This is a genomic window from Clostridium sp. (assembly GCF_051656525.1).
Classification (GTDB): Bacteria; Bacillota; Clostridia; order Clostridiales; family Clostridiaceae; genus Clostridium.
The window spans coordinates 1-22,496 of the sequence record NZ_JBOGCC010000151.1; the positions used below are offsets into that span (position 1 = coordinate 1).

Sequence of the window (22,496 nt, forward strand, 5' to 3'; positions counted from 1 at the left end):
ATCACTGTCAGATTTAGAGGAAGAGAAATGGAATTAACTCACATAGGTCAGAGAATTCTAGATAACTTCCTTGGAAAGCTTGAAGATGTTTGTATCATCGAAAAGTATCCTAAAAAAGAAGGAAGAAATATGACAATGGTTTTAGCCCCTAAAAAGGCATAACACTTGAGAGGAGGATTTTATCATGCCAAAAATGAAGACACATAGAGGTGCAGCAAAAAGATTTAGAAAGACAGGTACTGGAAAGTTAAAAAGAGGAAAAGCTTTCAGAAGCCATATACTAACTAAGAAAAGCCAAAAAACTAAGAGAAAACTTAGAAAAGGTGGATACGTAGATAGTACACAAGAAAAAGTAATGAAAAAATTATTACCATACTTATAAGATTAGGAAACAGGAGGTTTTTAAAGAATGGCAAGAGTAAAAAGAGCAGTTAATGCTCGTAAAAATCATAAAAAAGTTTTAAAGCTTGCAAAAGGATACTACGGTGGAAAGAGCAAGTTATTCAAAACTGCTAATGAATCAGTAATAAGAGCTTTAAGAAATGCATATGTTGGAAGAAGATTAAAGAAGAGAGACTACAGAAGACTGTGGATTACAAGAATAAATGCAGCTACAAGAATGAATGGTCTTTCATACTCAAGATTCATGAATGGAATCAAATTAGCTGGTGTTGACATAAATAGAAAAATGTTATCAGAAATAGCTATCAATGATGCAAAAGCGTTCGCTGATTTAGTAGAATTAGCGAAAAAACAAATAAACGCTTAATTATATAGGAATGCGACTTAGGTCGCATTTTCTTTATATATTTTTAAATTAAATTTTTATGAATAAAATAAAAAAATAGGGGCTAAACTTTGAGGTGAGTTAATGGAAAAAAAGGCTATTAAAAAAATCAACTTAAGTGGAGTGCAAGTTTTAGCTTTAGGTTTTGCAATCGTTATAATAATTGGAGCAATTCTTTTAAGCTTGCCAATATCATCTAAAAGTGGGGAATCAACAAACTTTTTAGATGCACTTTTTACATCCACATCAGCAGTCTGTGTTACAGGATTAGTTACACTTGATACAGGAACTTATTTCAATACATTTGGGCAAATAATAATAATGCTATTAATAGAAATTGGCGGTCTTGGCTTTATGTCCTTTGCTACGTTTATTGCAGTATTATTAGGAAAAAAAATCACTTTACGAAATAGATTATTAGTTCAAGAAGCTATGAATACTTTTAGCATTCAAGGACTTGTAAAAATGGTTAAATATGTTTTAGGATTTACATTTGCAGTTCAGTTTTTTGGTGCATTATTATTATCTACACAATTTATACCTCAATATGGAGTTTTAAAAGGAATATACTTTAGTATTTTTCATTCAATATCAGCATTTTGTAATGCAGGGTTTGATTTGTTTGGAAATTTTAGTAGTTTAACAAGTTATGTATATAATCCTGTAGTTATATTAACAATAAGTGCATTAATTATAATTGGAGGGCTTGGTTTTACTGTTTGGCTTGAAGTTTATAATTATAAAGGACTAAAAAGATTTTCAGTTCATTCTAAAATTGTTATTTTAGTTACAGTAGTATTAATTATTTTAGGAACTTTATTAATGTTTCTTTTTGAAATGAATAATAATGAAACAATAGGAACTATGGGTGTAGGTGGAAAATGGCTTAATTCATTTTTTGCATCAGTATCACCAAGAACTGCAGGATTTAATAGTGTATCAACAGATGCAATGACAACATCAGGGAAGTTTACAACTATACTTCTTATGTTTATAGGGGGATCACCAGGGTCAACAGCAGGAGGCCTTAAGACAGCAACTTTTGGGATAATTATACTTACTGTTATTTGTGTTATAAAAGGAAGAGAAGATACGGAGGCTTTTGGAAGAAGATTTTCAAAAGATTTAGTATATAAAGCATTTGCATTATTAATGATAGGGGCTTTACTAGTAATAGTAGTAACTATGTTGCTTGCAATTACTCAGCCAAAAGAAAGCTTTATAGATCTTTTATATGAGGCTACATCAGCCTTTGGAACAGTAGGACTTACAACAGGAGTAACTCAAAGACTTAATGATATAGGGAAAATTATAATAATGATAACTATGTATTTAGGGAGAGTTGGTCCTATGACTGTAGCATTAGCATTAGTTAGAAATAAAATGAAACAAACTCATAAATATCCAGAAGGTAAGATATTAATAGGTTAGGGGAGATTAAATTATGGCAAGAAAGCAATTTGTAGTTATTGGACTTGGAAGATTTGGCTCTTCAGTTGCAGAAACTTTGTGTAGTGTAGGACATGAAGTAATGGTAATAGATAAGGATGAAGATTTAATCCAAGATATATCAGATAAAGTAACTCATGCAGTTCAATTAGATGCAACAGATGAAAATGCATTGAGAAGCTTAGGACTTAGAAATTTTGATGTAGCAGTTGTGACTATTGGATCTAATATTCAAGCATCAGTAATGGCAACTCTTTTAGTTAAAGAACTTGGAATAAAATATATTATAGCAAAAGGAAATAGTGATCTACATGCTAAGGTTTTATATAAAATAGGAGCAGATAGAGTAATACTACCAGAGAAGGATATGGGGATTAGAGTAGCTCATAATTTAGTATCTGAAAGTATATTAGATTATATTGAATTATCACCAGATTATAGTATAATGGAAATTCAAGCGTTAAAAGAATGGCATGATAAGTCGGTAGGTGAATTAAAGCTTAGAAGTAGATATGGAATAAATGTTATGGCTATTAAAAATGGTAATGATATAAACTTATCGCCATCACCTGAAGATGTAATCCATGAAAAAGATATTCTAGTTGCAATAGGATCAGCAGAAGATTTAAGTAGACTAGAGGGTATGATAATAAAATTAAATTAAGACTAGAGGTGAAACTTTGATTTATATTGAAAGCAAAGAAAATAATTTCTATAAGGAAGCAAAAAAGCTTAAAGAAAGAAAAAATAGAAATAAATTAAATAAGTACTTTATAGAGGGGTTTAGACTTGTAGAGGAAGCTTTAAAAGCTAAAGCACCTATAGAGGCAATTGTAAGTATAAATGAAGCTCATGAAAAAGTCCTTGAAATTTTAGAGAAATATAATTATAAGGGTAGAGTTTTTGAAATGTCAAAAACTCTATTTTTAGATATATGTGGGACTGAAACACCACAAGGGATTGGTGGTATAGTTAAGATAGATGAGAGAAAAATAGATTTAAATGGAGGGTTTTATTTACTTTGTGATAAAATTCAAGACCCAGGAAATTTAGGAACTATTATAAGAACAGCTCATGCTGTAGGAGTGTCAGGAATTATTTTAACTAAAGGGACTGTTGATATATATAACGAAAAAGTTATAAGATCAACAATGGGTTCAATTTTTTATGTAGATATATACATGGATGACGATAATTTTACAATGATTAAATCATTAAAGGAAAAAAAATATAAAATTATAGCAACATCGTTAGAGGAAAGTTATGATTTCTTTAAAGCAGATTTAAGTGGAAATGTTGTATTAACAGTTGGGAATGAAGGTAATGGAGTATCAAAAGAAATTTTTGAGTTATCTAATTTAAAAGTTAAAATTCCAATGCCAGGTGGATCTGAATCATTAAATGTTGGTGTTGCAACATCTGTCATTCTTTATGAAAAATTAAGACAAAATCTAACTAAGTAAAACATTTTCTTGAAATTATATAAAAAGGAAGGTATAATTTATTTAGTAAAATATAATAAAAAAAGCAATGATGGAGAGAGTAGGTATAGTTTAACTTTAAGGGAGAAAAAATCTTAGACTGGAAGTTTTTTTAAGTGTAAATATACTGAAGTTCACTCTAGAGCTCTAGCTGTGAAAAAATAGTAGTAGCTAGCGGGAAACCGTTAAATTATACGAGATGAGTTTATAGAGGTTTTTATAAACTAATTAGGGTGGTAACGCGGATTCTCCGTCCCTTTGTTTAGGGGCGGTTTTTTTTATGCAAAAATATTGGTAATTAAGAAAGGAGATTTAAAATGCAAGAACAACTTAAAAACATTAAAGAGTTAGCTTTAGAACAAATAAGAAATGCTAAATCTTCAAATGAACTTGAAGAAATAAGAGTAAAATATCTTGGTAAAAAAGGTGAGCTTACAACTATATTAAGAGGTATGAAGGATGTATCACCTGAGGAAAGACCATTAGTAGGAAAAATGGTAAATGAGGTTAAATTTGAAATAGAAGAAAGCCTTGAAGAAAATTTAAAAGAAATAAAAAATAAAGAAAAAAATGAAAAGTTAGCTAATGAAATTATAGATATTTCATTACCTGGGAAAAAAGCCAAAATTGGAAAAAGACATCCACTTGACTTAACTTTAGAAAATATGAAAAATATTTTTGTATCTATGGGATTTACTATTGAAGAAGGTCCTGAAATAGAATTTGATAAATACAATTTTGAAGCTTTAAATATACCAAAAAATCATCCAGCTAGAAGTGAACAAGATACTTTCTACATAAATGATAATTTAGTATTAAGAACACAAACTTCTCCAGTTCAAGTTAGAACTATGGAAAAACAGAGTTTGCCTATAAAAATGATATCGCCAGGAAAAGTATATAGATCAGATGATGTAGATGCTACACATTCACCTATATTCTATCAAATGGAAGGATTGGTTATAGATAAAGGTGTAACTTTTGCAGATTTAAAAGGAACATTAGAGTTATTTGCTAAAAAAATGTTTGGAAATAATGTTAAAACTAAATTTAGACCACATCATTTCCCATTTACAGAGCCATCAGCAGAAATGGATGCAACTTGCTTTGTTTGTGGTGGAGAAGGTTGTAAAGTATGTAAAGGGAGTGGCTGGATAGAAATTTTAGGATGTGGAATGGTTCACCCAGAAGTTTTAAGAAATTGTAATATTGATCCAGAAGTGTACTCAGGTTTTGCATTTGGATTTGGTGTAGATAGAATGGTTATGCTTAAATATGGAATAGATGATATAAGATTATTATATGAAAGTGATATGAGATTTTTAGATCAATTTTAATAGATAAAGTATTGGAGGGAAAAAGATGAAAGTACCATATAGTTGGTTAAAAGATTATGCAGATATAAATGTAGATGCTAAAGAATTAGGTGATTTATTAACGTTATCAGGTTCAGCATTAGAAGGAATCATAGTTCAAGGAGATAAAATAAATAGAGTTATTGTTTGTCAATTTAAAGAAATAGAAAAGCATCCAGAAGCAGAAAGACTAAATGTATGCCAAGTTGATATTGGAGAAGATGAATTACTTCAAATAGTAACTGCTGCAACAAATATGAAAGTAGGAGATAAGGTTCCCGTAGCACTTCATAAGTCAACACTTGCAGATGGAACTGAAATTAAAAAAGGAAAATTACGTGGAATAGTATCTAATGGAATGTTCTGTTCAGAAGCTGAACTTGGCTTAAAGGGTGAAGATGAAGTTGATGGATTAATGATTTTAGATACGGATGCTCCAATTGGAAAAGAAATAAAAGAGTATCTAGGACTTAAAAAAGAAACTTTAGATTTCGATATAACATCTAATAGACCAGATTGTTTAAGTATGATTGGAATGGCAAGAGAAACGGCTGCAACTCTTAGAACAAGTTATAAAATGCCTAGCTTAGAATTTGAAATAAAGAATACTGATAATATAAATGATATTTTAAAAGTTAATGTAAATGATAAGTTATGTAGAAGATACATGGCTAGAATGATTAAGAATGTAAAAATAGGACCTTCACCTAAATGGATACAAGATAGACTTCTAGAAGCAGGAGTAAGACCTATAAATAATATAGTTGATATAACTAACTTTGTTATGCTTGAAACTGGGGAGCCTATGCATGCATTTGATAGAAGATTTATAAAATCAGGTGAAATTGTTATAGAAAAAGCAAATGATGGAGTTAAATTTACAACATTAGATGAAGTAGAAAGAACTTTAACTAATGATACATTATGTATAAAAGATGGAGATGAAATTATAGCTCTTGCAGGAATAATGGGTGGATTAAACTCAGAAGTTAAAGAAGATACTACTGAGATAATTCTTGAATGTGCAAATTTTGAAGGAACTAATATAAGAGTTAATTCTAAAAAATTAGGTGTAAGAACAGAAAGTTCATCAAGATTTGAAAAAGATATAGATCCAAACTTAGCAGAAATAGCTATTGATAGAGCATGTGCATTAATTTGTGAATTAGGTGCTGGAGAAGTTTGTACTGGAACTATTGATGTTTATAATGAAGTTAAAGAAGAGAAAACTATAACTGTTGATTATAAATGGATAAATAAATTCTTAGGAACAGATATTTCAAAAGAAGAAATGAAAAGATGCTTAGATTCTTTAGATCAGAATACTGTAATTGATGGAGATAATTTAGTTGTAACTATTCCAACATTTAGAGTGGATTTAAATATAAAAGAAGATATAGCTGAAGAAGTAGTTAGAATATTTGGGTATAATAAAGTTGAGGGAACTATATTTAAAGTTCAAACAGAAAGAGAACCTAAATATAGAAATGAAATATTAAATGAACAAACTATTGAGATAATGACAGCTAGTGGATTAAATCAAAGTATTAGTTATTCATTTATCTCACCAAAAGCTTTTGATAAAATTTGTCTTTCAGAAGATGACACTAAGAGAGAAGCAGTTAAGATTAAGAATCCACTAGGAGAAGATTATAGTATAATGAGAACAACAACTATAGCTTCTATGATGGAATCTTTAGCAAGAAACTACACTAGAAATAATAGTGAAGCTTTACTTTTTGAAATAGGAAAAGTATATATAAAAGCAGAGAATGAAGAAGATATTCCAACTGAGAGAAATATTTTAACAATAGGAATGTATGGAGATGTAGATTACTTAAATTTAAAAGGAGTAGTTGAAAATCTTATTGATGGTTTAGGAGTTAAAGGAGTTAAAGTTTTAAGAGAAAGCGAAAATAATAGTTTTCATCCTGGGAAAACTGCAAAACTTATTGTAGGAAGAAAAATTGAAGCAGGAGTATTTGGAGAAGTTCATCCAGATGTAAGTGAAAACTTTGGTATTGATAAACCATGTTATATTGCTGAATTAGATTTAGACGCTATATATGATAATTCAGTAACTGATAAAAAATATACACCACTTCCAAAGTTTCCAGCTGTAACTAGAGATATAGCGCTTTTAGTAGATGATGAAGTTTTAGTTCAAGACATTGAAGATGCAATAGTTAAAGCAGGTGGAAATTTAGTTGAGAAAGTTCAATTATTTGATATTTATAAGGGTGAGCAAATACCAGAAGGTAAGAAGAGTATAGCTTATGCAATTTGGTATAGAGATGCTAAGAAGACTCTAAATGATAAAGAAGTTAATAAAGTTCATGATAAAATATTAAAAGCTTTAGAATATAAATTAGGTGCTATTTTAAGATAATTTATGAAACCATCCAAGATTTTGGATGGTTTTTTCCAGTTCTTAATTAAAATTTACTTAACATAATTGTTAAAATGACAAATTTACAATATAATTAAAGGTAGAACAAATTTAATTGAGGGAGTATCAGGGATGAAAAAAATAACTGTTAACATAAATGGGGTAGAATATAATTTAAAAGGAAAGGAAAATGAAGAGTACTTAAGAGAAATAGCATCCTATGTAGATGGAAAGATAAAGGAAGTATTAGGAGTGAATCCAGTTCTTAGTACATCACAAGCATCTGTATTAGCATGTGTAAATATGGCAGATGAGTTACATAAACTAGATAAAAAGCTTGTAGATTTTTTAAGTACTAATAAAAATTTAAATAATGAAAAAACAACTCTTTTTAAATCAATAGATGATTTAAAAAAAGATATAGAGGATCTTAAAGAGGAGAATGCTAATTTAAGAGAGACAAAAGAAAGTCAGTTAGTAGGGTTTAAGAAGGATAGAGAGGATTTAATAAGGAAGAATGAGGAATTAAAAAATAAACTAAGTATAGAAAAGAAAGAAAGAGAATCTCTAGATGGAAAAATCAAAAATAGAGAAGCGGAAATAAAAGCGTTAACAAATAATAAAGTTATTTTAGAAGGAGAGAATGACAGGCTTTTAAAAGAACTTAACAAAAGTAAAAAAAATGAAGAAAATTTATTAAAAGAGAATGAAGATAAAACAAGTAAAATACTGAAGTTAAATGAAGAAGTTTTAGTAAAAGAAAAAGGTCTTATTGAAAAAGAGAATACAATAAAATTAAAAACAACTACCATAGAAGAGGCTTTAAAGAAAGAGGAACTGTTAAAGGCTGAAGCTATGCAAATGAAAAATAAAAAAGAACTTGAATTTAAAGATATGAAAGTATCAAAGGAAAGAGAAATTAAAACTTTAAGAGAAGAAAAAGATAAAGAAATAAGTAAATTAAAGTTTGAAAAAGAAAGTGATGTAAAAAGTTTAACTATTTTAAAAGATAACGAAATAAGAAATTTAAAAGTAGAAAAAGAAAAAAGAATAGAGGAACTTAAGAAAGAAAATGCTAGAAAAGTAGAAGCATTAGCAAGAGAATATAATGAAAAATTAAATTCAAAAGAGAAGGAAATTCAAAAAAAGGAAGAAGGTAAGAAAATATTAGAAGAGCAAATAATAACTATAGAAAAGAACTTCAAATTAGAATTAGAAGGTAAAGAAAATAAATTAAAAGATTTAATGAAAAATATTGAAGAAAAAGATTATAAAATAAGTGTTTTAAGTAAGGAAGTTGATGAAAATAGTAAAGAGATTCAAAGATTGGAAAGTGATATAGAGATTTTAAATACTTCAAAAGCATCGTTAAAAGATGAGATGGATATAGTATTAGCTAAAAAAGATGAATTACAAGATGAGGTTAATATATCAAATGAGTATATTAAAGAGTGTGAAGAGTCTATTGAAAAAAGAAAAGTCGAGATAAAAGCACTGAATTATGAAATAGATAGTTTAAATAATAAACAAAAAGAGCTAATAGATAATATAGAAAGACTGAAAGATGAAAAAAATTCATTAAAAATTAAAGTAGATGAATTAGAGTCCGATCTTTCTGATGAGGTAAATAAGAATTTACTAAAAGAAGAGGAAGGAAGACGTGAAATAAAAAATATAAGAAAAGAAATAGATGAAAAAAATGAAGAGATAAAAGCATTAGAAGAAGGTGTAGATAAGCTTAAAAATGATAGAAAAAATTTATTTGAGTCAGGAAAAGAAATGAGATTAACTCTTCAAACATATAAATATAAAGCAGTTGATCTAGAGAATAAATTAAGAGAAAAGAGTATAGAGCTTGCAGTAGAAAAAAGTAAAAATCAACCGGTATTATTAAAAAAGAAAAAAGTGAAAAATAAATAGTTAGAGAAAATAATAGAAAATAACATGGAAAACAGGAGAAGAAGATGACTAGAGTAGAAATTTTAGCACCAGCAGGAAGTATGGAAAGTCTTTATGCAGCAATAAACAATGGAGCAGATGCAATATACTTAGGAGGAGATAAGTTCTCAGCAAGAGCTTATGCATCTAATTTTGATAATGAAAAAATGAAGCTTGCAGTAGATTATGCTCATAGCTATGGAGTATCAATTTATGTAACAATGAATACTTTAATGAAAGAAGAAGAATTAAAGAAAGCTATTAAATATGTAGGATACCTTTATGAAATAGGAGTAGATGCTCTAATAATTCAAGATTTAGGTCTTTATGAAATGATTCGTGAAAAATATAAAGATTTTGAAATTCATGCATCTACACAGATGAGTATTCATAATGGAGAGGGGGCTGTTTATTTTAATGATAAAGGATTCCATAGGATTGTATTATCTAGAGAGTTATCATTAGATGAAATTAAGTATATTTCTACAGATTTAAAAATAGAAACAGAGATGTTTGTTCACGGTGCACTTTGCGTATCATATTCAGGACAATGTTTAATGAGTTCTATGATAGGTGGAAGAAGTGGAAATAGAGGAAGATGTGCACAGCCATGTAGAATGGAATATGTTTTAAAAGGGGATATTAGCCCAAATGAGAAAAAAGGATATCTTTTATCACCTAAAGACATGTGCACATTAGAAGATGTAAAAGGAATAATAAATAGTGGAACATATTCATTAAAAATAGAAGGTAGAATGAAAAGACCAGAATACGTTGCAGGAGTGGTTAGGAATTATAGAAAAGCTGTAGATAAGGAGCTTAAAAAGGAAAGCTTTGATGCGGAAAAAGGAAAGAGAGAACTTCTTCAGTTATTTAATAGAGGAGGATTCTCAAAGGCTTACTTAAAAAAGAATGTTGGAAGCGACATGATGAGTTACTCATTCCCAAGAAATACGGGAATGTTAATAGGAAAAATAGAAAAGAACGGAGAAATATTACTTGAAGAAGACATTAACTTAGGTGATGGAATGAGAGTAAATGATGGAGGATTTTCACTAAGTAAGATAGTTAAAAATGGGGATGAAGTAAAAACTGCCAAAAGAGGAGATAAAGTTAAGTTATTTCCTGCACAATATAAAAAAGGTGATTTAATTTATAGAATGTCTAATAAGGTTTTAACTGATGATTTAAGTTTAACTGTAAAACCATACTATAAAAAACTTTCTTTAGAAGTGGAAGTTTATTTTAAAGCACTAGAAAATGTAAAATTAAAAACTACCTTTAATGGAAATGAATATGAGGTTGAAGGTAATGAGGTTCAACTTGCATCAAAAAGTCCATTAGATATGGAAAGAATAGAAAAAGCTTTATTTAAATCAGGAGATTATCCATATAAAATAGATAGAGTAATATTTGAAGAGTTTAATGATGGATTTATGAGAGTTGGAGAATTAAATGAACTAAGAAGAGAGCTTTTCTTAAAAATAATGAAAAGTGAATGTTCTAAGTATAGAAGAAGAAGAGACAATATTGAAGAGATAAGGGATATAAATATTAAAAATAGAAGTAATCTAGATATGTTAGTTAGAATATCAAAGATAGAGCAATTAGAGGCAGTTAAAGATAGAGTTCAAAATATTGCAGTAGATGTTTTTAATAGAAATAGAGAAAGTTTAAGGTTAAATCATATAAAGGAATTAAGTGAGACTAATAATGTTTATTTAGCATTACCAAGTATTGTGAAGGCTGAATTTGATGTTGTAGTTAAAAAGATAGAAGAATATAAGCCATATATAAAGGGAATACTTACAGCAAACTTAGGTATTATAAATCTTTATAAAGAAGAGCTAGAAATAATAGGTGACTATAAGCTTAACATATATAACTCTAAAGCATTTAAGTTCTATACAGAAGATATGGATGTAATAACTATAAGTGAAGAGTTAAATAGAAAAGAAATTAAAGAAGTCTTAAAAGGAAAAAAAGGAAAGGCAGCTTATGTTATTTATGGAAAACCAGAAGTAATGATAAGTGAGTACTGTCCAATTGGTAGTACTTTTGGAGGTAAAAATTCTAAATGTGAGTGTACAAAACCTTGTGAAAAAGAAAATTATACACTTATTGATAGAATGAATGAAAGATTCAATATAAAAACAGATATATTTTGTAGAAGTCATATATTAAATAATTTACCAATAAACTTAATAAATGAAAAAGATGATATAAAGAGTTTGGGGATAGATGTGTTAAGGTTAGAATTTACAGATGAAAACTTTGAGGAAACAAAAAAAGTCCTAGATTATCTAGATGGATATAAAATTCCAGAGGATGAGAAATTTACTAAGGGACATTATAGAAGAGGTGTAGAATAAAAAATGAATAGTAAAGCTAGTGTAGCATTAGAATTTGATAAAGTATTAGATATATTAAAAAGTTATGCAAAAACAACAAATGGAAAAAGGTTTGTTGAAAAATTAAGTCCATATGATAATAAGTATGAGGCAACTAATGTTTTGATTGAAACAAATGAAGCATTAGATATTATATCTTCAAAAGGAAAAGCTCCATTTGAAGGTTTAAGAGATTGTTATGAGGCTATTTTAAGAGCGGCTAAAGGTGGAACTTTAAGTATTGAAGAAATTCTTTATGTAGGAAGTATGCTTAGAGTTGTAAGAGAATTTAAAGAGTATGTAAACTTTAAAGCAGAAGGAATAACTCATGAAAAGATAGAAGATTTAGCATCTATTCTTGTACCTGTAAAGAGATTAGAAGATGAAATTGAGAAAGCTATTCTAAGTGAAGATGAAATAAGTGACTCTGCAAGTCAAACTCTTTATAAAATAAGAAAAGAATTAAAAGCAAGAAATTATTCAGTAAGAGATAAAATTAATAGTTATGTAAGAAGTACAGCAGAATATTTACAAGAAAATTTATATACTATGAGAGGTGATAGATATGTATTACCAGTTCGTGCTGAATTTAAAAATAAGGTAAATGGAATAATTCATGATCAAAGTTCTACTGGAGCAACAGTTTTTATAGAACCTATGGAAATTGTAAATTTGAACAATGAAATAAAAGAGTTAGCCTTAAAAGAGAAAGCAGAAATTAATCGTATTTTAAAAGAATTTTCATTAAAAATTTTTGAGAGTAAAGATGTATTAAAAGCTAATAATAAAATACTTGGGATTTTAGATTTCATTTTTGCAAGAGGGGCATATGCAAGAGATATAAAAGGAACTATGCCTAGAATAAATGAAGATAGAAGTTTTAATCTTAGAGATGCAAGACATCCTTTAATTGATGAAAAATTAGTTGTTGAATCAGATATTTATATGAATAAAGACATAAATGCATTTATGATTACAGGTCCAAATACAGGGGGAAAAACTGTAACATTAAAAACTATTGGACTTATGCATATGATGGCATTAAGTGGAATTTTAATACCAGTATCTGAAGGGTCTAGTATTGGGATGTTTAATAAAATATATGCAGCCATTGGAGATGAGCAAAGTATAGAGCAAAATTTATCAACTTTTTCATCACATATGACAACTATAATTAAAATAATAGATGAAGCAAAGATTGGAGATTTAGTTTTGTTTGATGAGATTGGTTCAGGAACAGATCCAGTAGAAGGTGCAGCACTTGCAATGGGAATAGTAGAGGAACTTAAAGGAAGAGGCATTAAAATTGCTTTAACAACTCACTATAGCGAACTCAAAGGTTATGCATTAGAGACTGAAGATGTAGTGAATGCATCAGTTGAGTTCGATATAAAAACTTTAAAACCAACATATAGATTAATTGTTGGAATACCAGGAAAGTCTAATGCATTTGAAATATCAAGAAGACTTGGTTTAAGTGAAAGTGTAATAAAAAAGGCAAAAGGATTTGTATCAGACGATAATAGAAGGTTTGAAGATCTTATAAGTGAACTTCAAGAAAAAAGTATAAAAGCTAATAAAGATGCAAAAGAAGCTGAGTATATGAAAAATGAAGCAAAAAATCTTAAAGCTAAATATGAGGAAAAATTAAAGCGAATAGAAGTAGTTAGAGAAAATACTTATGAAGATGCTAGAATTAAAGCAAAAGATATTATAAGAGAAGCAAAAGAAGAAGCAGATGAAATATTAAAAGCTATGAGAGAACTTGAAAAGCTTGGTATTTCAAATGGTGGAAGAAATAGATTAGAAGAAGAAAGAAAAAAATTAAAAGATAGTTTAGAAAAGAAAGAAAGTAAAATAAAGAAAGAAAAAGTAGAAGGAAAAGAACTGAATAAGTTTAACTTAGGAATGGAAGTATTTTTACCTTCTTTAAATCAAAATGTAATATTATTATCATTACCTGATAATAAAGGGGAAGTACAAGTTGAGGCAGGGATTATGAAAATTTCTGTAAAGGCAAAAGATTTAAGACAAGTAGAAAATAAGAAAGAAGTTAAAGCTAAGAAGAAGAGGGAAGTAAAACTAAATATAGGGACTGTAGAAAGTAGATTAGATTTAAGAGGGCTTGATGCAGAAGAAGCTTGTTATAGAACAGATAAATATTTAGATGATGCATATAGAGGAAATCTAGGAGAAGTTACTATTGTTCATGGAAAAGGAACAGGTGTTTTAAGGAAAGCTATAACAGATATGCTTAAAAGACATCCACATGTTAAAGACTATAGACTTGGAGTTTATGGTGAAGGTGGAGATGGAGTTACAATAGTAAATTTAAAATAAAATTTACTATTTCTTAAAAAACGCGAAAAATATTCGCGTTTTTTCATTTAATTAAAAGAAAATGTAAAAAACTTAAGAAAAATGTAGAAAAAACTTTATTTTTTTTAGTATGTAAATTATAATGTTTATATGTTTTTAAAATAGGGAATGAAAGTGAGCGATTAATAAAATGATAAACAATGATTCATACATACTAGTAATGGGAGCTTCTATAGTTGATATCTTAGGGTTTTGTAAAAACAATTATAAGCAAAAAGACTCTATACCAGGAAATATAAAAATTTCATTAGGCGGTGTATGTAGAAATATTGCAGAAAACCTTGCAAGAGTTGGAGTGAATACAAAATTTATATCAATAATTGGTGATGATGAAAATGGAAGAGGAATTTTAGCAAATTCAAAAACTATTGGATATGATATGAAAGACTCTCTTATTATAGATAGTGGATGTACACCAACATATATGGCGATTTTAGATGAGAAAGGTGAAATGATTTCAGCAGTAGTTGATATGGAAAGCTTAGGAGCTATGGATAAAGATTTTATAGATTCAAAAGCAGAGAAAATTAAAAAGGCTGAGTATACTATATTAGATGCAGATGATGCAGAACTTTTAGAGTACATATTAAAAACATATGAGGGAGAAACAAAATTTGTTTTAGATCCTGTATCAGCAGTAAAAGCAGAAAAATTACCTCATTTAGTTAAATATTTTCATACTATAAAGCCAAATAGATTTGAAGCAGAAATTCTTTGTGGATTTAAAATAGAAAATGATGAAGATTTAAAAAAAGCGGGAAGATATTTCTTAAGTCAAGGAGTTAAAAATGTTTTTATAAGCTTAGATGCAGATGGGATATATTATCTTAATGACAAAGAAGAAGGAAAAATAAAAGCACTTGATGTAACAGTAAAGAATACAACTGGAGCTGGAGATTCTTTTGTGGCTGGAGTTGGATATGGATATATGAAGGACATGTCTTTAAAGGAAACTGTTAAATATGCAATAGCAATGTCTGTTGTTACAATTTCACATGAAGAAACGATAAATCCAAAAATGTGCGAAGATTATGTAGATTATTATTTAAATAAGATGAAGTGGCATGAAACAGAAATTTAAATAATAAAAACCTCTTTCAAAATTTTGAGAGAGGTTTTTTGTTATAATTAAGTAAAATAATTTAAAGGAGAGATAGTAGAAATGATTTTAGTAAGTGCATGTTTAATTGGAGTAAATTGTAAATATAACGGAGAAAATAATTTAAATGAAGATGTATTAAAATTTTTAAAGGAAAAAGAATATATGATTGTATGTCCAGAGCAGTTAGGAGGATTACCTACACCAAGAATTCCAGCTGAAATAAATAACAATAAAGTTATAAATAAAAACTTTGAAGATGTAAGTACTTTGTTTTTAAGAGGTGCAGAGGAAACAGTAAAAATTTCGAAACTAGTAAATGCAAGAGTGTGCATATTAAAAGATGGAAGTCCTTCTTGTGGAGTAAATTTTATATATGATGGAACCTTTACAAAGAATAAGATAGTGGGAAAAGGGATTACGGCAAGATTATTAGAAGAGGAAGGAATAGAAGTACTGTCAGAAAAAGATATTAAATAAAAACATATCCTTAAAATGAATAAAAAAAGTTTTTTATAGAGATAATAAAGAAGACTTTTAAAATTTTAAGGAGGTTTTTATTTAAATGAGTAGCTTAAATGCAGAAATAAGAAAAAAGGAATGTAAAAGTGCTAGAAAATGTAGAAAACAGGGCAAGGTGCCAGGAATATTTTATGGAAAGGAAGCTTCAAATTTTATGTTTGAATTTTCAGAACTTGAGCTAAACAAAGAGGTAGGTGCTGTAGGAGAGCATGGTGTATTAGATTTTAGTATAGGAAATGAAGAAAAAAAAGCACTAATAAAAGAAATACAAAGAGACCCTGTAACTCATAAGATAGTTCATATAGATTTAAATGAAGTAGGAACATCAAATGAAATTCAGACTGATGTAGCTATACAGTATGTTGGAGAAGGAAATCTTTTAAGTAATGGAACTGTACTTCAAAAAGAAAAAGACTCAGTTAAAGTATGTTGTAAGGTAGAAGATTTACCAAAGCATATAAAAATAGATGTGTCTAAAGGAATTGCTGGATCAGTATTTAAATATTCAGACTTAGAAGTAGGAGAAGAAATTTCAATTATAGATAGTATAGACTGTGTTATTGCATCTGTAAGTAATGAAAAAAAGATTAATGTAGAAACTGAAGAAGAAAATGTAAATAATACTATAAATTCAGAAGAAAAATAATATTTGAAAGAGATTCTTAAAAAAAAGAATCTCTTTCATCTTTTTCTTGAAAAAAAAAGATAGAAAAAAATAGAAATTAGTAAATAATAAGATATTTCTATTTACTATTTCATGTAGTATAATAAAGCATGTACAGAATTTTAGGAGGTATACAGATGAATTATAAAGAAAAATATAATGGTTGGTTAACTTCAGATATAATTTCACAAGAAGTTAAAGAAGAATTAAAGGGTATAAATGATGAAAAAGAAATAGAAGATAGATTCTACAAAGATTTAGAGTTTGGAACTGGTGGGTTAAGAGGAATAATAGGTGCAGGAAGTAATAGAATGAATATTTATACTGTATCTCAAGCAACACAAGGGTTTGCAGATTATTTAAATGAAAGTTTTAAAGAAGCAAAAGTTGCTATTGCATATGATTCAAGAAATATGTCAAAAGAATTTGCAGAAGCTACAGCATTAACTCTTGCTGGAAATGGAATAAAAGTATATTTATATGAAAGTTTAGAGCCAACTCCAGTATTATCATATACAGTAAGACATTTAAATTGTCAGGGTGGGGTAGTTATAACTGCATCACATAATCCAAAAGAATACAATGGATATAAAGTATATGATGAGTTTGGTGGACAAGTTACTGATGAAAAAGCAAATAAAATAATATCATGTGTAAGTAATGTAAAAGATTTTAGTTGCATAAAAAAAGCAGTAAAAGAGGAAGCTATAAAAGATAATTTATTAGTTTATATAGGTGAAGATATATTAAAAACATATATAGAAAAAGTAAAATCTTTAACAATAAGAGAAGAGTTAGTAAAAAATAAAGCAAAAGATTTAAAGATAATATATACACCAATTCATGGAAGTGGAAATATTCCTGTAAGAAGAGTTTTAAATGAGCTTGGATATTCAAATCTTACAGTAGTAAAAGAGCAAGAAGAACCAAATGGGAACTTCCCAACAGCACCATATCCAAATCCAGAAGATCCAAAGGTATTCCAAATTGCATTAGACATGGCAAAAACTGAAAATCCAGATATAATATTTGGAACTGATCCAGACTGTGATAGAATAGGAGTAGTTGTAAAAGAAAACTCAGGAGAGTATACTGTATTAACAGGAAATCAAACAGGTTTACTTTTAACTGATTATGTTCTTAATAGTTTAAAAGAAACAGGGAAATTACCTGAAAATGGATTAGTTATAAAAACTATTGTAACAACAGAGGGTGCAAGAGAAATTGCAAACTATTATGGTGTTGAAATAATGGATGTTTTAACTGGATTTAAATATATAGGTGAAAAAATTAGAGAGTACAATGAAACTGGAGAGAAAAAATATTTATTTGGTTTTGAAGAAAGCTATGGATATTTAGCAGGAGATTTTGTACGTGATAAAGATGCTGTAATTGCAGGAATGTTAATTGCAGAAATGACACTTTATTATAAAGAAAAAGGATTAAGTCTTGCAGAAGGTCTAAATAGTCTTTATAATAAATTTGGATTCTTTAAAGAAGATTTAGTATCATTAGAATTAAAAGGAAAAGAAGGTCAAGAGCAAATAGCTAAATGTATAGATAGTTTAAGAGAAAAAGAAATAAAATCGATAGGTGATGCAAAAATAAATATAAAATTAGATTATAAATTAAGTACTGAGGAGAATTTTGAAGAAGGATTTAAAAAAGAAATAAATCTTCCAAAATCAAATGTGCTTAAATTTATATTAAATAATGGATCATCATTTGTAGTTAGACCTTCAGGAACAGAGCCTAAAATGAAAGTGTATCTTGCAGTAAAAGGAAGTAGCCTTGAAGGTGCAAAGGACGATATGGAAGCTTTCAAAGAAAATGTTATGGCTGTAATAAATGAAAATTTAAAATAATTTAATATTGCTGCTATCTTTTAAAGATAGTAGCAATAATTTTTATGAGGTGAAAATATGGATTATAGAAGTTTATTCAAAGAAAAATTAGGGAAATTATTATTTATAGAAGTTGAAAAAGAAGGATTTAAAAAAATGGTTCAAATTCCAGAATACATAGAATTTGAAGAGAAAGAGTTATTCTTACCAATACCGGCAGAGTACTTAACAGAAAATATTGGAGATATATTAAAAATTAAAAACATACCAATATATTACATAATAGAAGGAATATTATTGACTCTAGGAGCAGATGAAAATATAAGATTTAAAAATGATTATATAAAGCTTATAAGACAAATACCAGAAGCAGAAGAGTGTGGTAAGTCATTAGTATTTAAAAAAATAAATTCTAATGAGTTAGTAGATGGTTACTTAATATTAAAAGGTCTATCTTTAATCTTTGAAGATGAAGAGTATATTAAAAAATTATTATTAATAGGAACATCTATAAGAGAAGAAAATAAAGATTTTGAAGATATTTTATTAGAAGATATTGAGAGAGCTAAGAAAGAATATGAAAAATTAAAAGAGCCATATCTTTATAAAAGCATTATATATAGAGATTTAGGAGATTATCAAGGTGCAAGAGTTGAAGTAAATGAGTATTTAAGAAGAGGTGGAGAGCAAACATCAGAAATAGCACTATTAATGAAAGATATTGAAAATATAACATCATATGAAGAAGCAATAGAATTATTAGATAAAAATACAGAAAAATCAATAGGAATACTTTTAGATTTAGTAGAAAAATTTGATGATAATCCATTAATGTATTATTATTTAGGGGTAGGCTATAGAAAAATAGGAAAGCATGAAAAAGCTATAGAATATCTTTTAGAAAGTTTAAGAATTGATAGTGGCATATTAGAAGTTGTAAATGAGATTGGAATTAATTATGCATGCTTAGGGGATTATGAAGAAGCTTCTAAATATTTAAGGAAAGCATTTGAAGCATCAAAAGATGTAGAAATTTGTACTAATTTAATTATGTGTTATATAAATCTTGGAAAAATAGAAGAAGCTAAAGTACATTTAGAAATAGCAGAAAAATTAGATAAAGATGATGAAATAGTAGTAAAAATAAGAAAATTTTTAGATAAAAAATAAAATAATAAAAGAGGTGGATTAATGAATTTTGAGAATTATACAATAGAAAAATTTATAGAAGAGCTAGGATCTGATTTAGAAGCACCAGGTGGTGGAAGTACAAGTGCATTAGTCCTTGCTTTAGCGGGAAGCTTAAATAAAATGGTGTACTCATTAACATTTGGGAAAAAGAGCTTTGATAGGCTAGATGAGAATAAAAAAAGAGAATTAGAAAAATTTAATGAAGAAGGAAATAAATTCATTAAAGAATCTCTTAATCTTATGGAAGAGGATAGGAGAGCATTTAAAGCTTTAATGCAAGGATATAAAATTCCTAAAGAAGAAGTAGGAAGAAAAGAGAAAATACAAAGTTTAACTTATGATGCTATGAATGCACCATTAAAAATGGCTAAACTTGGAATTAGATTTTATGAAAATATAAAATTTGCAGCAGAATATGGAAATAAAGGATTAATAACAGATGCAGGTGTTAGTAATATTTTATTAAACAGTGCAATAGAAGCTTCAATTTTAAATGTACGAATAAATCTTAAATTTATAGCAGATGTAAATTTAAAGAAGAATATAGAAGAGGAAATTGAATTTATTTCAAAAAACTCTAATTTAAGAAAAAAAGAAATAAATGAAATAGTTAATAACGAAATAATATAAAGAGGATGGCAAAAATTTGCCATCCTTTTATAAATCATTTAAAGATTTAAAGCTATAACCTTCTTTTTGTAAGTGGATAATAACATCTTTTAATATTTTTACATTTGTATCAGAAACAGCATGTAAAAGTAAGATGCAACCTGGATGAATTGAAGAGGTTATTTTTTTAAAACCTTCCTCTGGATTAGGTTGGGCATTTATAAGCCAATCTTTATATGCAAAACTCCAAAATATTGTTTTGTATCCAAGGTTTTTAGTTCGCATTAGAGAATCTTCTGAATATTTTCCCATTGGAGGTCTAAAAAATTTAGGAATGTTTTGACCTGTTAAAGCTTTATAGGAATCTTCAACATCTTTAAATTCTTGTTTAAAAGAATTATAGTCGAGTCCTGGCATTGAAAGATGTTTTGATGAATGATTACAAACTAAGTGACCTTCTGAAACCATTCTATTTATAAGATTGGGCTCTTTTTCAATATAAGGTTTAACTACAAAAAAAGCTGCTGTAACATTAGTTTCTTTTAAAATATCTAATATTTTGTTAGTATTTCCATTTTCATAGCCTTCATCAAAGGTAAGAAAAATATCTTTACTATTAGTATTTCCAAGGAAATAAGAATTAGTTGTAGATAAAAAACTTTCTGTTTCTCGAGGTGGAGAAGGTGGTGAATTTTTTCCAGTTGGCATGAAATACCAACCATGCTCAGAATTTGAATGGGAAAAAACATAAATGGTAGGAATAAAGATAGTAAAGATAACTAAAATTAATCCAATTAGAAAAAGTTTTCTATTTTTCATGAAAAAAACCTCCTTTATTATTTAGTATGTAAAATAATAAATTAAATAAACGTGGAAAATTTACTCTATTACATAAGTTTAGGTTCATTATCTTGAAATAAGAGGGATAGTCTAGTATAATCTATAAGTATAGTTTAACAAAGAAAGGAATGTACATAGATGAAGTTAGGAATTGTAGGGTTACCAAATGTAGGTAAAAGTACGTTATTTAATGCAATAACAAAAGCAGGAGCAGAATCTGCTAACTATCCATTCTGTACAATAGAGCCAAACGTAGGTGTTGTAAGTGTTCCAGACAAAAGATTAGATGTATTAGAAAAAATGTATAATACAAAGAAAAAAATATACACAGCAATAGAGTTTTATGATATAGCAGGGCTTGTTAAAGGAGCATCTAAAGGTGAGGGACTTGGAAATAAATTCTTATCACATATAAGAGAAGTTGCATCTATAGTTCATGTTGTTAGATGTTTTGATGATGGAAATGTTGTTCACGTAGAAGGCTCAGTAGATCCAATAAGAGATATTGAAACAATAAGCTTAGAGCTTATCTTTGCTGATATTGATGTTCTTGAAAGAAGAATGGAAAAAGGTGCAAAGCTTGCAAGATCAGGAGATAAAAATGCTAAAGCTGAATATGCTTTAATGGAAAAATTAAAGGCACATTTAGAAGATAATAAACCAGCAAGAACTTTAGAAGTAACTGAAGATGAAGAAAAGTTAGTTAAAAGTTTTATGCTAATTACATCAAAACCAGTATTATATGCTTGTAATATATCAGAAGATGATATGATGAGTGGAAATATTGAAAATGAATATGTAAAGAAAGTTCAAGAATTTGCAAAAACAGAAAATTCAGGAACGGTTGTAGTAAGTGCTAAGCTAGAAGAGGAACTTTCAGGCCTTGAAGATGACGAAAAGGCAGAAATGTTAAGTGAGTATGGATTAGATGAATCAGGATTAGATAAATTAATTCAAGCAAGTTATAAATTACTAGGGCTTATAAGTTATCTTACGGCTGGAGTTCAGGAAGTTAGAGCTTGGACAATAAAAGAAGGAACTAAAGCGCCACAAGCAGCAAGTAAAATTCACTCTGATATTGAAAGAGGATTTATAAGAGCGGAAGTAGTTGCATATAATGATTTAGTAGAATGTGGATCAGAAGCTGCAGCAAAAGAAGCAGGTAAATTTAGATTAGAAGGAAAAGAATATGTTATGAAAGATGGAGATGTAGTAAACTTCAGATTTAACGTATAAAAAAGAGCCGTACGGCTCTTTTTTAATGTATAAGAAAACAAAAAGATTACCTAAAAGGTAACCTTTGGCGGGAATATGTAGGAATTGAACCTACCCGTGATGGTATTAGCACCACAACACGGTGTTGAAGACCGGTAAGTCCACCAGGACTTATCTACTCCCAAGATATTTTATATTGTATCATAAATTAGAGTTTTAAAAAACAAATTTTAAATGAGTTAAAAAAAAATTTACAAAAAAAGAGGAAATTTTGAAAAGTAGTAGAATTAATATTAAGTGAATAAGGAAAACTAGAGGCAATTTTAAAAGAATATGCTAAAATA

The 22,496-nt window shown here is 28.2% G+C and carries 19 protein-coding genes, 1 tRNA gene and 1 other annotated feature; of the genes, 18 read left to right on the forward strand and 2 right to left on the reverse strand.

All coding sequences use genetic code 11. The features are described from left to right. From ACRDDY_RS07575 to ACRDDY_RS07655, 17 genes are all read left to right on the forward strand, one after another. Nucleotides 1-162, forward strand: a 162-nt coding sequence (locus ACRDDY_RS07575) for a translation initiation factor IF-3 C-terminal domain-containing protein (protein ID WP_438564390.1), incomplete at its 5' end; no start/stop codon positions are given. A gap of 22 nt (nucleotides 163-184) precedes the next feature. Then, nucleotides 185-382: a 50S ribosomal protein L35 gene (gene rpmI / locus ACRDDY_RS07580; RefSeq protein WP_438544156.1), complete on the forward strand. Its 198-nt coding sequence runs from the start codon at nucleotides 185-187 to the stop codon at nucleotides 380-382. Between the two features lie 27 nt (nucleotides 383-409). After that, a complete protein-coding gene (gene rplT, locus ACRDDY_RS07585) occupies nucleotides 410-769 on the forward strand; it encodes a 50S ribosomal protein L20 (RefSeq protein WP_438564343.1) in 360 nt (119 codons plus the stop codon). 102 nt (nucleotides 770-871) lie between these two features. Beyond that, a complete protein-coding gene (locus tag ACRDDY_RS07590; protein ID WP_438564344.1) occupies nucleotides 872-2,218 on the forward strand; it encodes a TrkH family potassium uptake protein in 1,347 nt (448 codons plus the stop codon). A 13-nt stretch (nucleotides 2,219-2,231) separates the two neighbouring features. Then, a complete protein-coding gene (locus ACRDDY_RS07595; protein ID WP_438564345.1) occupies nucleotides 2,232-2,900 on the forward strand; it encodes a potassium channel family protein in 669 nt (222 codons plus the stop codon). Between the two features lie 16 nt (nucleotides 2,901-2,916). Next, nucleotides 2,917-3,699 carry a TrmH family RNA methyltransferase gene (locus ACRDDY_RS07600; protein WP_438564346.1) on the forward strand — a complete coding sequence of 261 codons (783 nt, stop codon included), beginning with the start codon at nucleotides 2,917-2,919 and terminating at the stop codon, nucleotides 3,697-3,699. A 58-nt stretch (nucleotides 3,700-3,757) separates the two neighbouring features. After that, nucleotides 3,758-3,978, forward strand: a binding site (T-box leader). 56 nt (nucleotides 3,979-4,034) lie between these two features. Then, on the forward strand, nucleotides 4,035-5,054 hold the full coding sequence (gene pheS, locus ACRDDY_RS07605) for a phenylalanine--tRNA ligase subunit alpha (RefSeq protein WP_438564347.1): 1,020 nt from the start codon (nucleotides 4,035-4,037) through the stop codon (nucleotides 5,052-5,054). Nucleotides 5,055-5,079: 25 nt separating this feature from the next. After that, complete coding sequence (gene pheT, locus ACRDDY_RS07610; RefSeq protein WP_438564348.1) at nucleotides 5,080-7,461, forward strand: phenylalanine--tRNA ligase subunit beta; 2,382 nt, start codon at nucleotides 5,080-5,082, stop codon at nucleotides 7,459-7,461. Between the two features lie 132 nt (nucleotides 7,462-7,593). After that, entirely contained in the window at nucleotides 7,594-9,381 is a 1,788-nt protein-coding gene (gene zapA, locus ACRDDY_RS07615) for a cell division protein ZapA (protein WP_438564349.1), read from the forward strand. A 44-nt stretch (nucleotides 9,382-9,425) separates the two neighbouring features. Further along, entirely contained in the window at nucleotides 9,426-11,771 is a 2,346-nt protein-coding gene (locus ACRDDY_RS07620) for a DUF3656 domain-containing U32 family peptidase (protein ID WP_438564350.1), read from the forward strand. Nucleotides 11,772-11,774: 3 nt separating this feature from the next. After that, nucleotides 11,775-14,129, forward strand: a complete 2,355-nt coding sequence (locus tag ACRDDY_RS07625) for an endonuclease MutS2 (RefSeq protein ID WP_438564351.1) — start codon at nucleotides 11,775-11,777, stop codon at nucleotides 14,127-14,129. 169 nt (nucleotides 14,130-14,298) lie between these two features. Beyond that, entirely contained in the window at nucleotides 14,299-15,249 is a 951-nt protein-coding gene (locus ACRDDY_RS07630; RefSeq protein ID WP_438564352.1) for a carbohydrate kinase family protein, read from the forward strand. A gap of 81 nt (nucleotides 15,250-15,330) precedes the next feature. Beyond that, nucleotides 15,331-15,747: a DUF523 domain-containing protein gene (locus ACRDDY_RS07635; RefSeq protein ID WP_438564353.1), complete on the forward strand. Its 417-nt coding sequence runs from the start codon at nucleotides 15,331-15,333 to the stop codon at nucleotides 15,745-15,747. A gap of 85 nt (nucleotides 15,748-15,832) precedes the next feature. After that, on the forward strand, nucleotides 15,833-16,435 hold the full coding sequence (locus ACRDDY_RS07640) for a 50S ribosomal protein L25 (protein ID WP_438564354.1): 603 nt from the start codon (nucleotides 15,833-15,835) through the stop codon (nucleotides 16,433-16,435). 155 nt (nucleotides 16,436-16,590) lie between these two features. Beyond that, complete coding sequence (locus tag ACRDDY_RS07645) at nucleotides 16,591-18,318, forward strand: phospho-sugar mutase (RefSeq protein WP_438564355.1); 1,728 nt, start codon at nucleotides 16,591-16,593, stop codon at nucleotides 18,316-18,318. A 57-nt stretch (nucleotides 18,319-18,375) separates the two neighbouring features. After that, nucleotides 18,376-19,467, forward strand: coding sequence for a tetratricopeptide repeat protein (locus ACRDDY_RS07650; protein WP_438564356.1), 1,092 nt, complete (start codon nucleotides 18,376-18,378; stop codon nucleotides 19,465-19,467). A gap of 21 nt (nucleotides 19,468-19,488) precedes the next feature. Beyond that, the gene (locus ACRDDY_RS07655) at nucleotides 19,489-20,118 is read left to right on the forward strand and encodes a cyclodeaminase/cyclohydrolase family protein (RefSeq protein WP_438564357.1); all 630 of its coding nucleotides are present in this window, start codon (nucleotides 19,489-19,491) and stop codon (nucleotides 20,116-20,118) included. A 27-nt stretch (nucleotides 20,119-20,145) separates the two neighbouring features. Here the strand turns inward: ACRDDY_RS07655 and pdaA are convergent, their stop codons facing one another. Beyond that, nucleotides 20,146-20,916 carry a delta-lactam-biosynthetic de-N-acetylase gene (gene pdaA, locus ACRDDY_RS07660; protein WP_438564358.1) on the reverse strand — a complete coding sequence of 257 codons (771 nt, stop codon included), beginning with the start codon at nucleotides 20,914-20,916 and terminating at the stop codon, nucleotides 20,146-20,148. A gap of 159 nt (nucleotides 20,917-21,075) precedes the next feature. On the opposite strand from pdaA, the gene ychF reads away from it, so the two are divergent. Beyond that, nucleotides 21,076-22,173: a redox-regulated ATPase YchF gene (gene ychF, locus ACRDDY_RS07665; protein ID WP_438564359.1), complete on the forward strand. Its 1,098-nt coding sequence runs from the start codon at nucleotides 21,076-21,078 to the stop codon at nucleotides 22,171-22,173. Between the two features lie 65 nt (nucleotides 22,174-22,238). Here the strand turns inward: ychF and ACRDDY_RS07670 are convergent. Beyond that, nucleotides 22,239-22,335 (reverse strand) — tRNA-Sec (locus tag ACRDDY_RS07670). Between the last annotated feature and the right edge of the window lie 161 nt (nucleotides 22,336-22,496).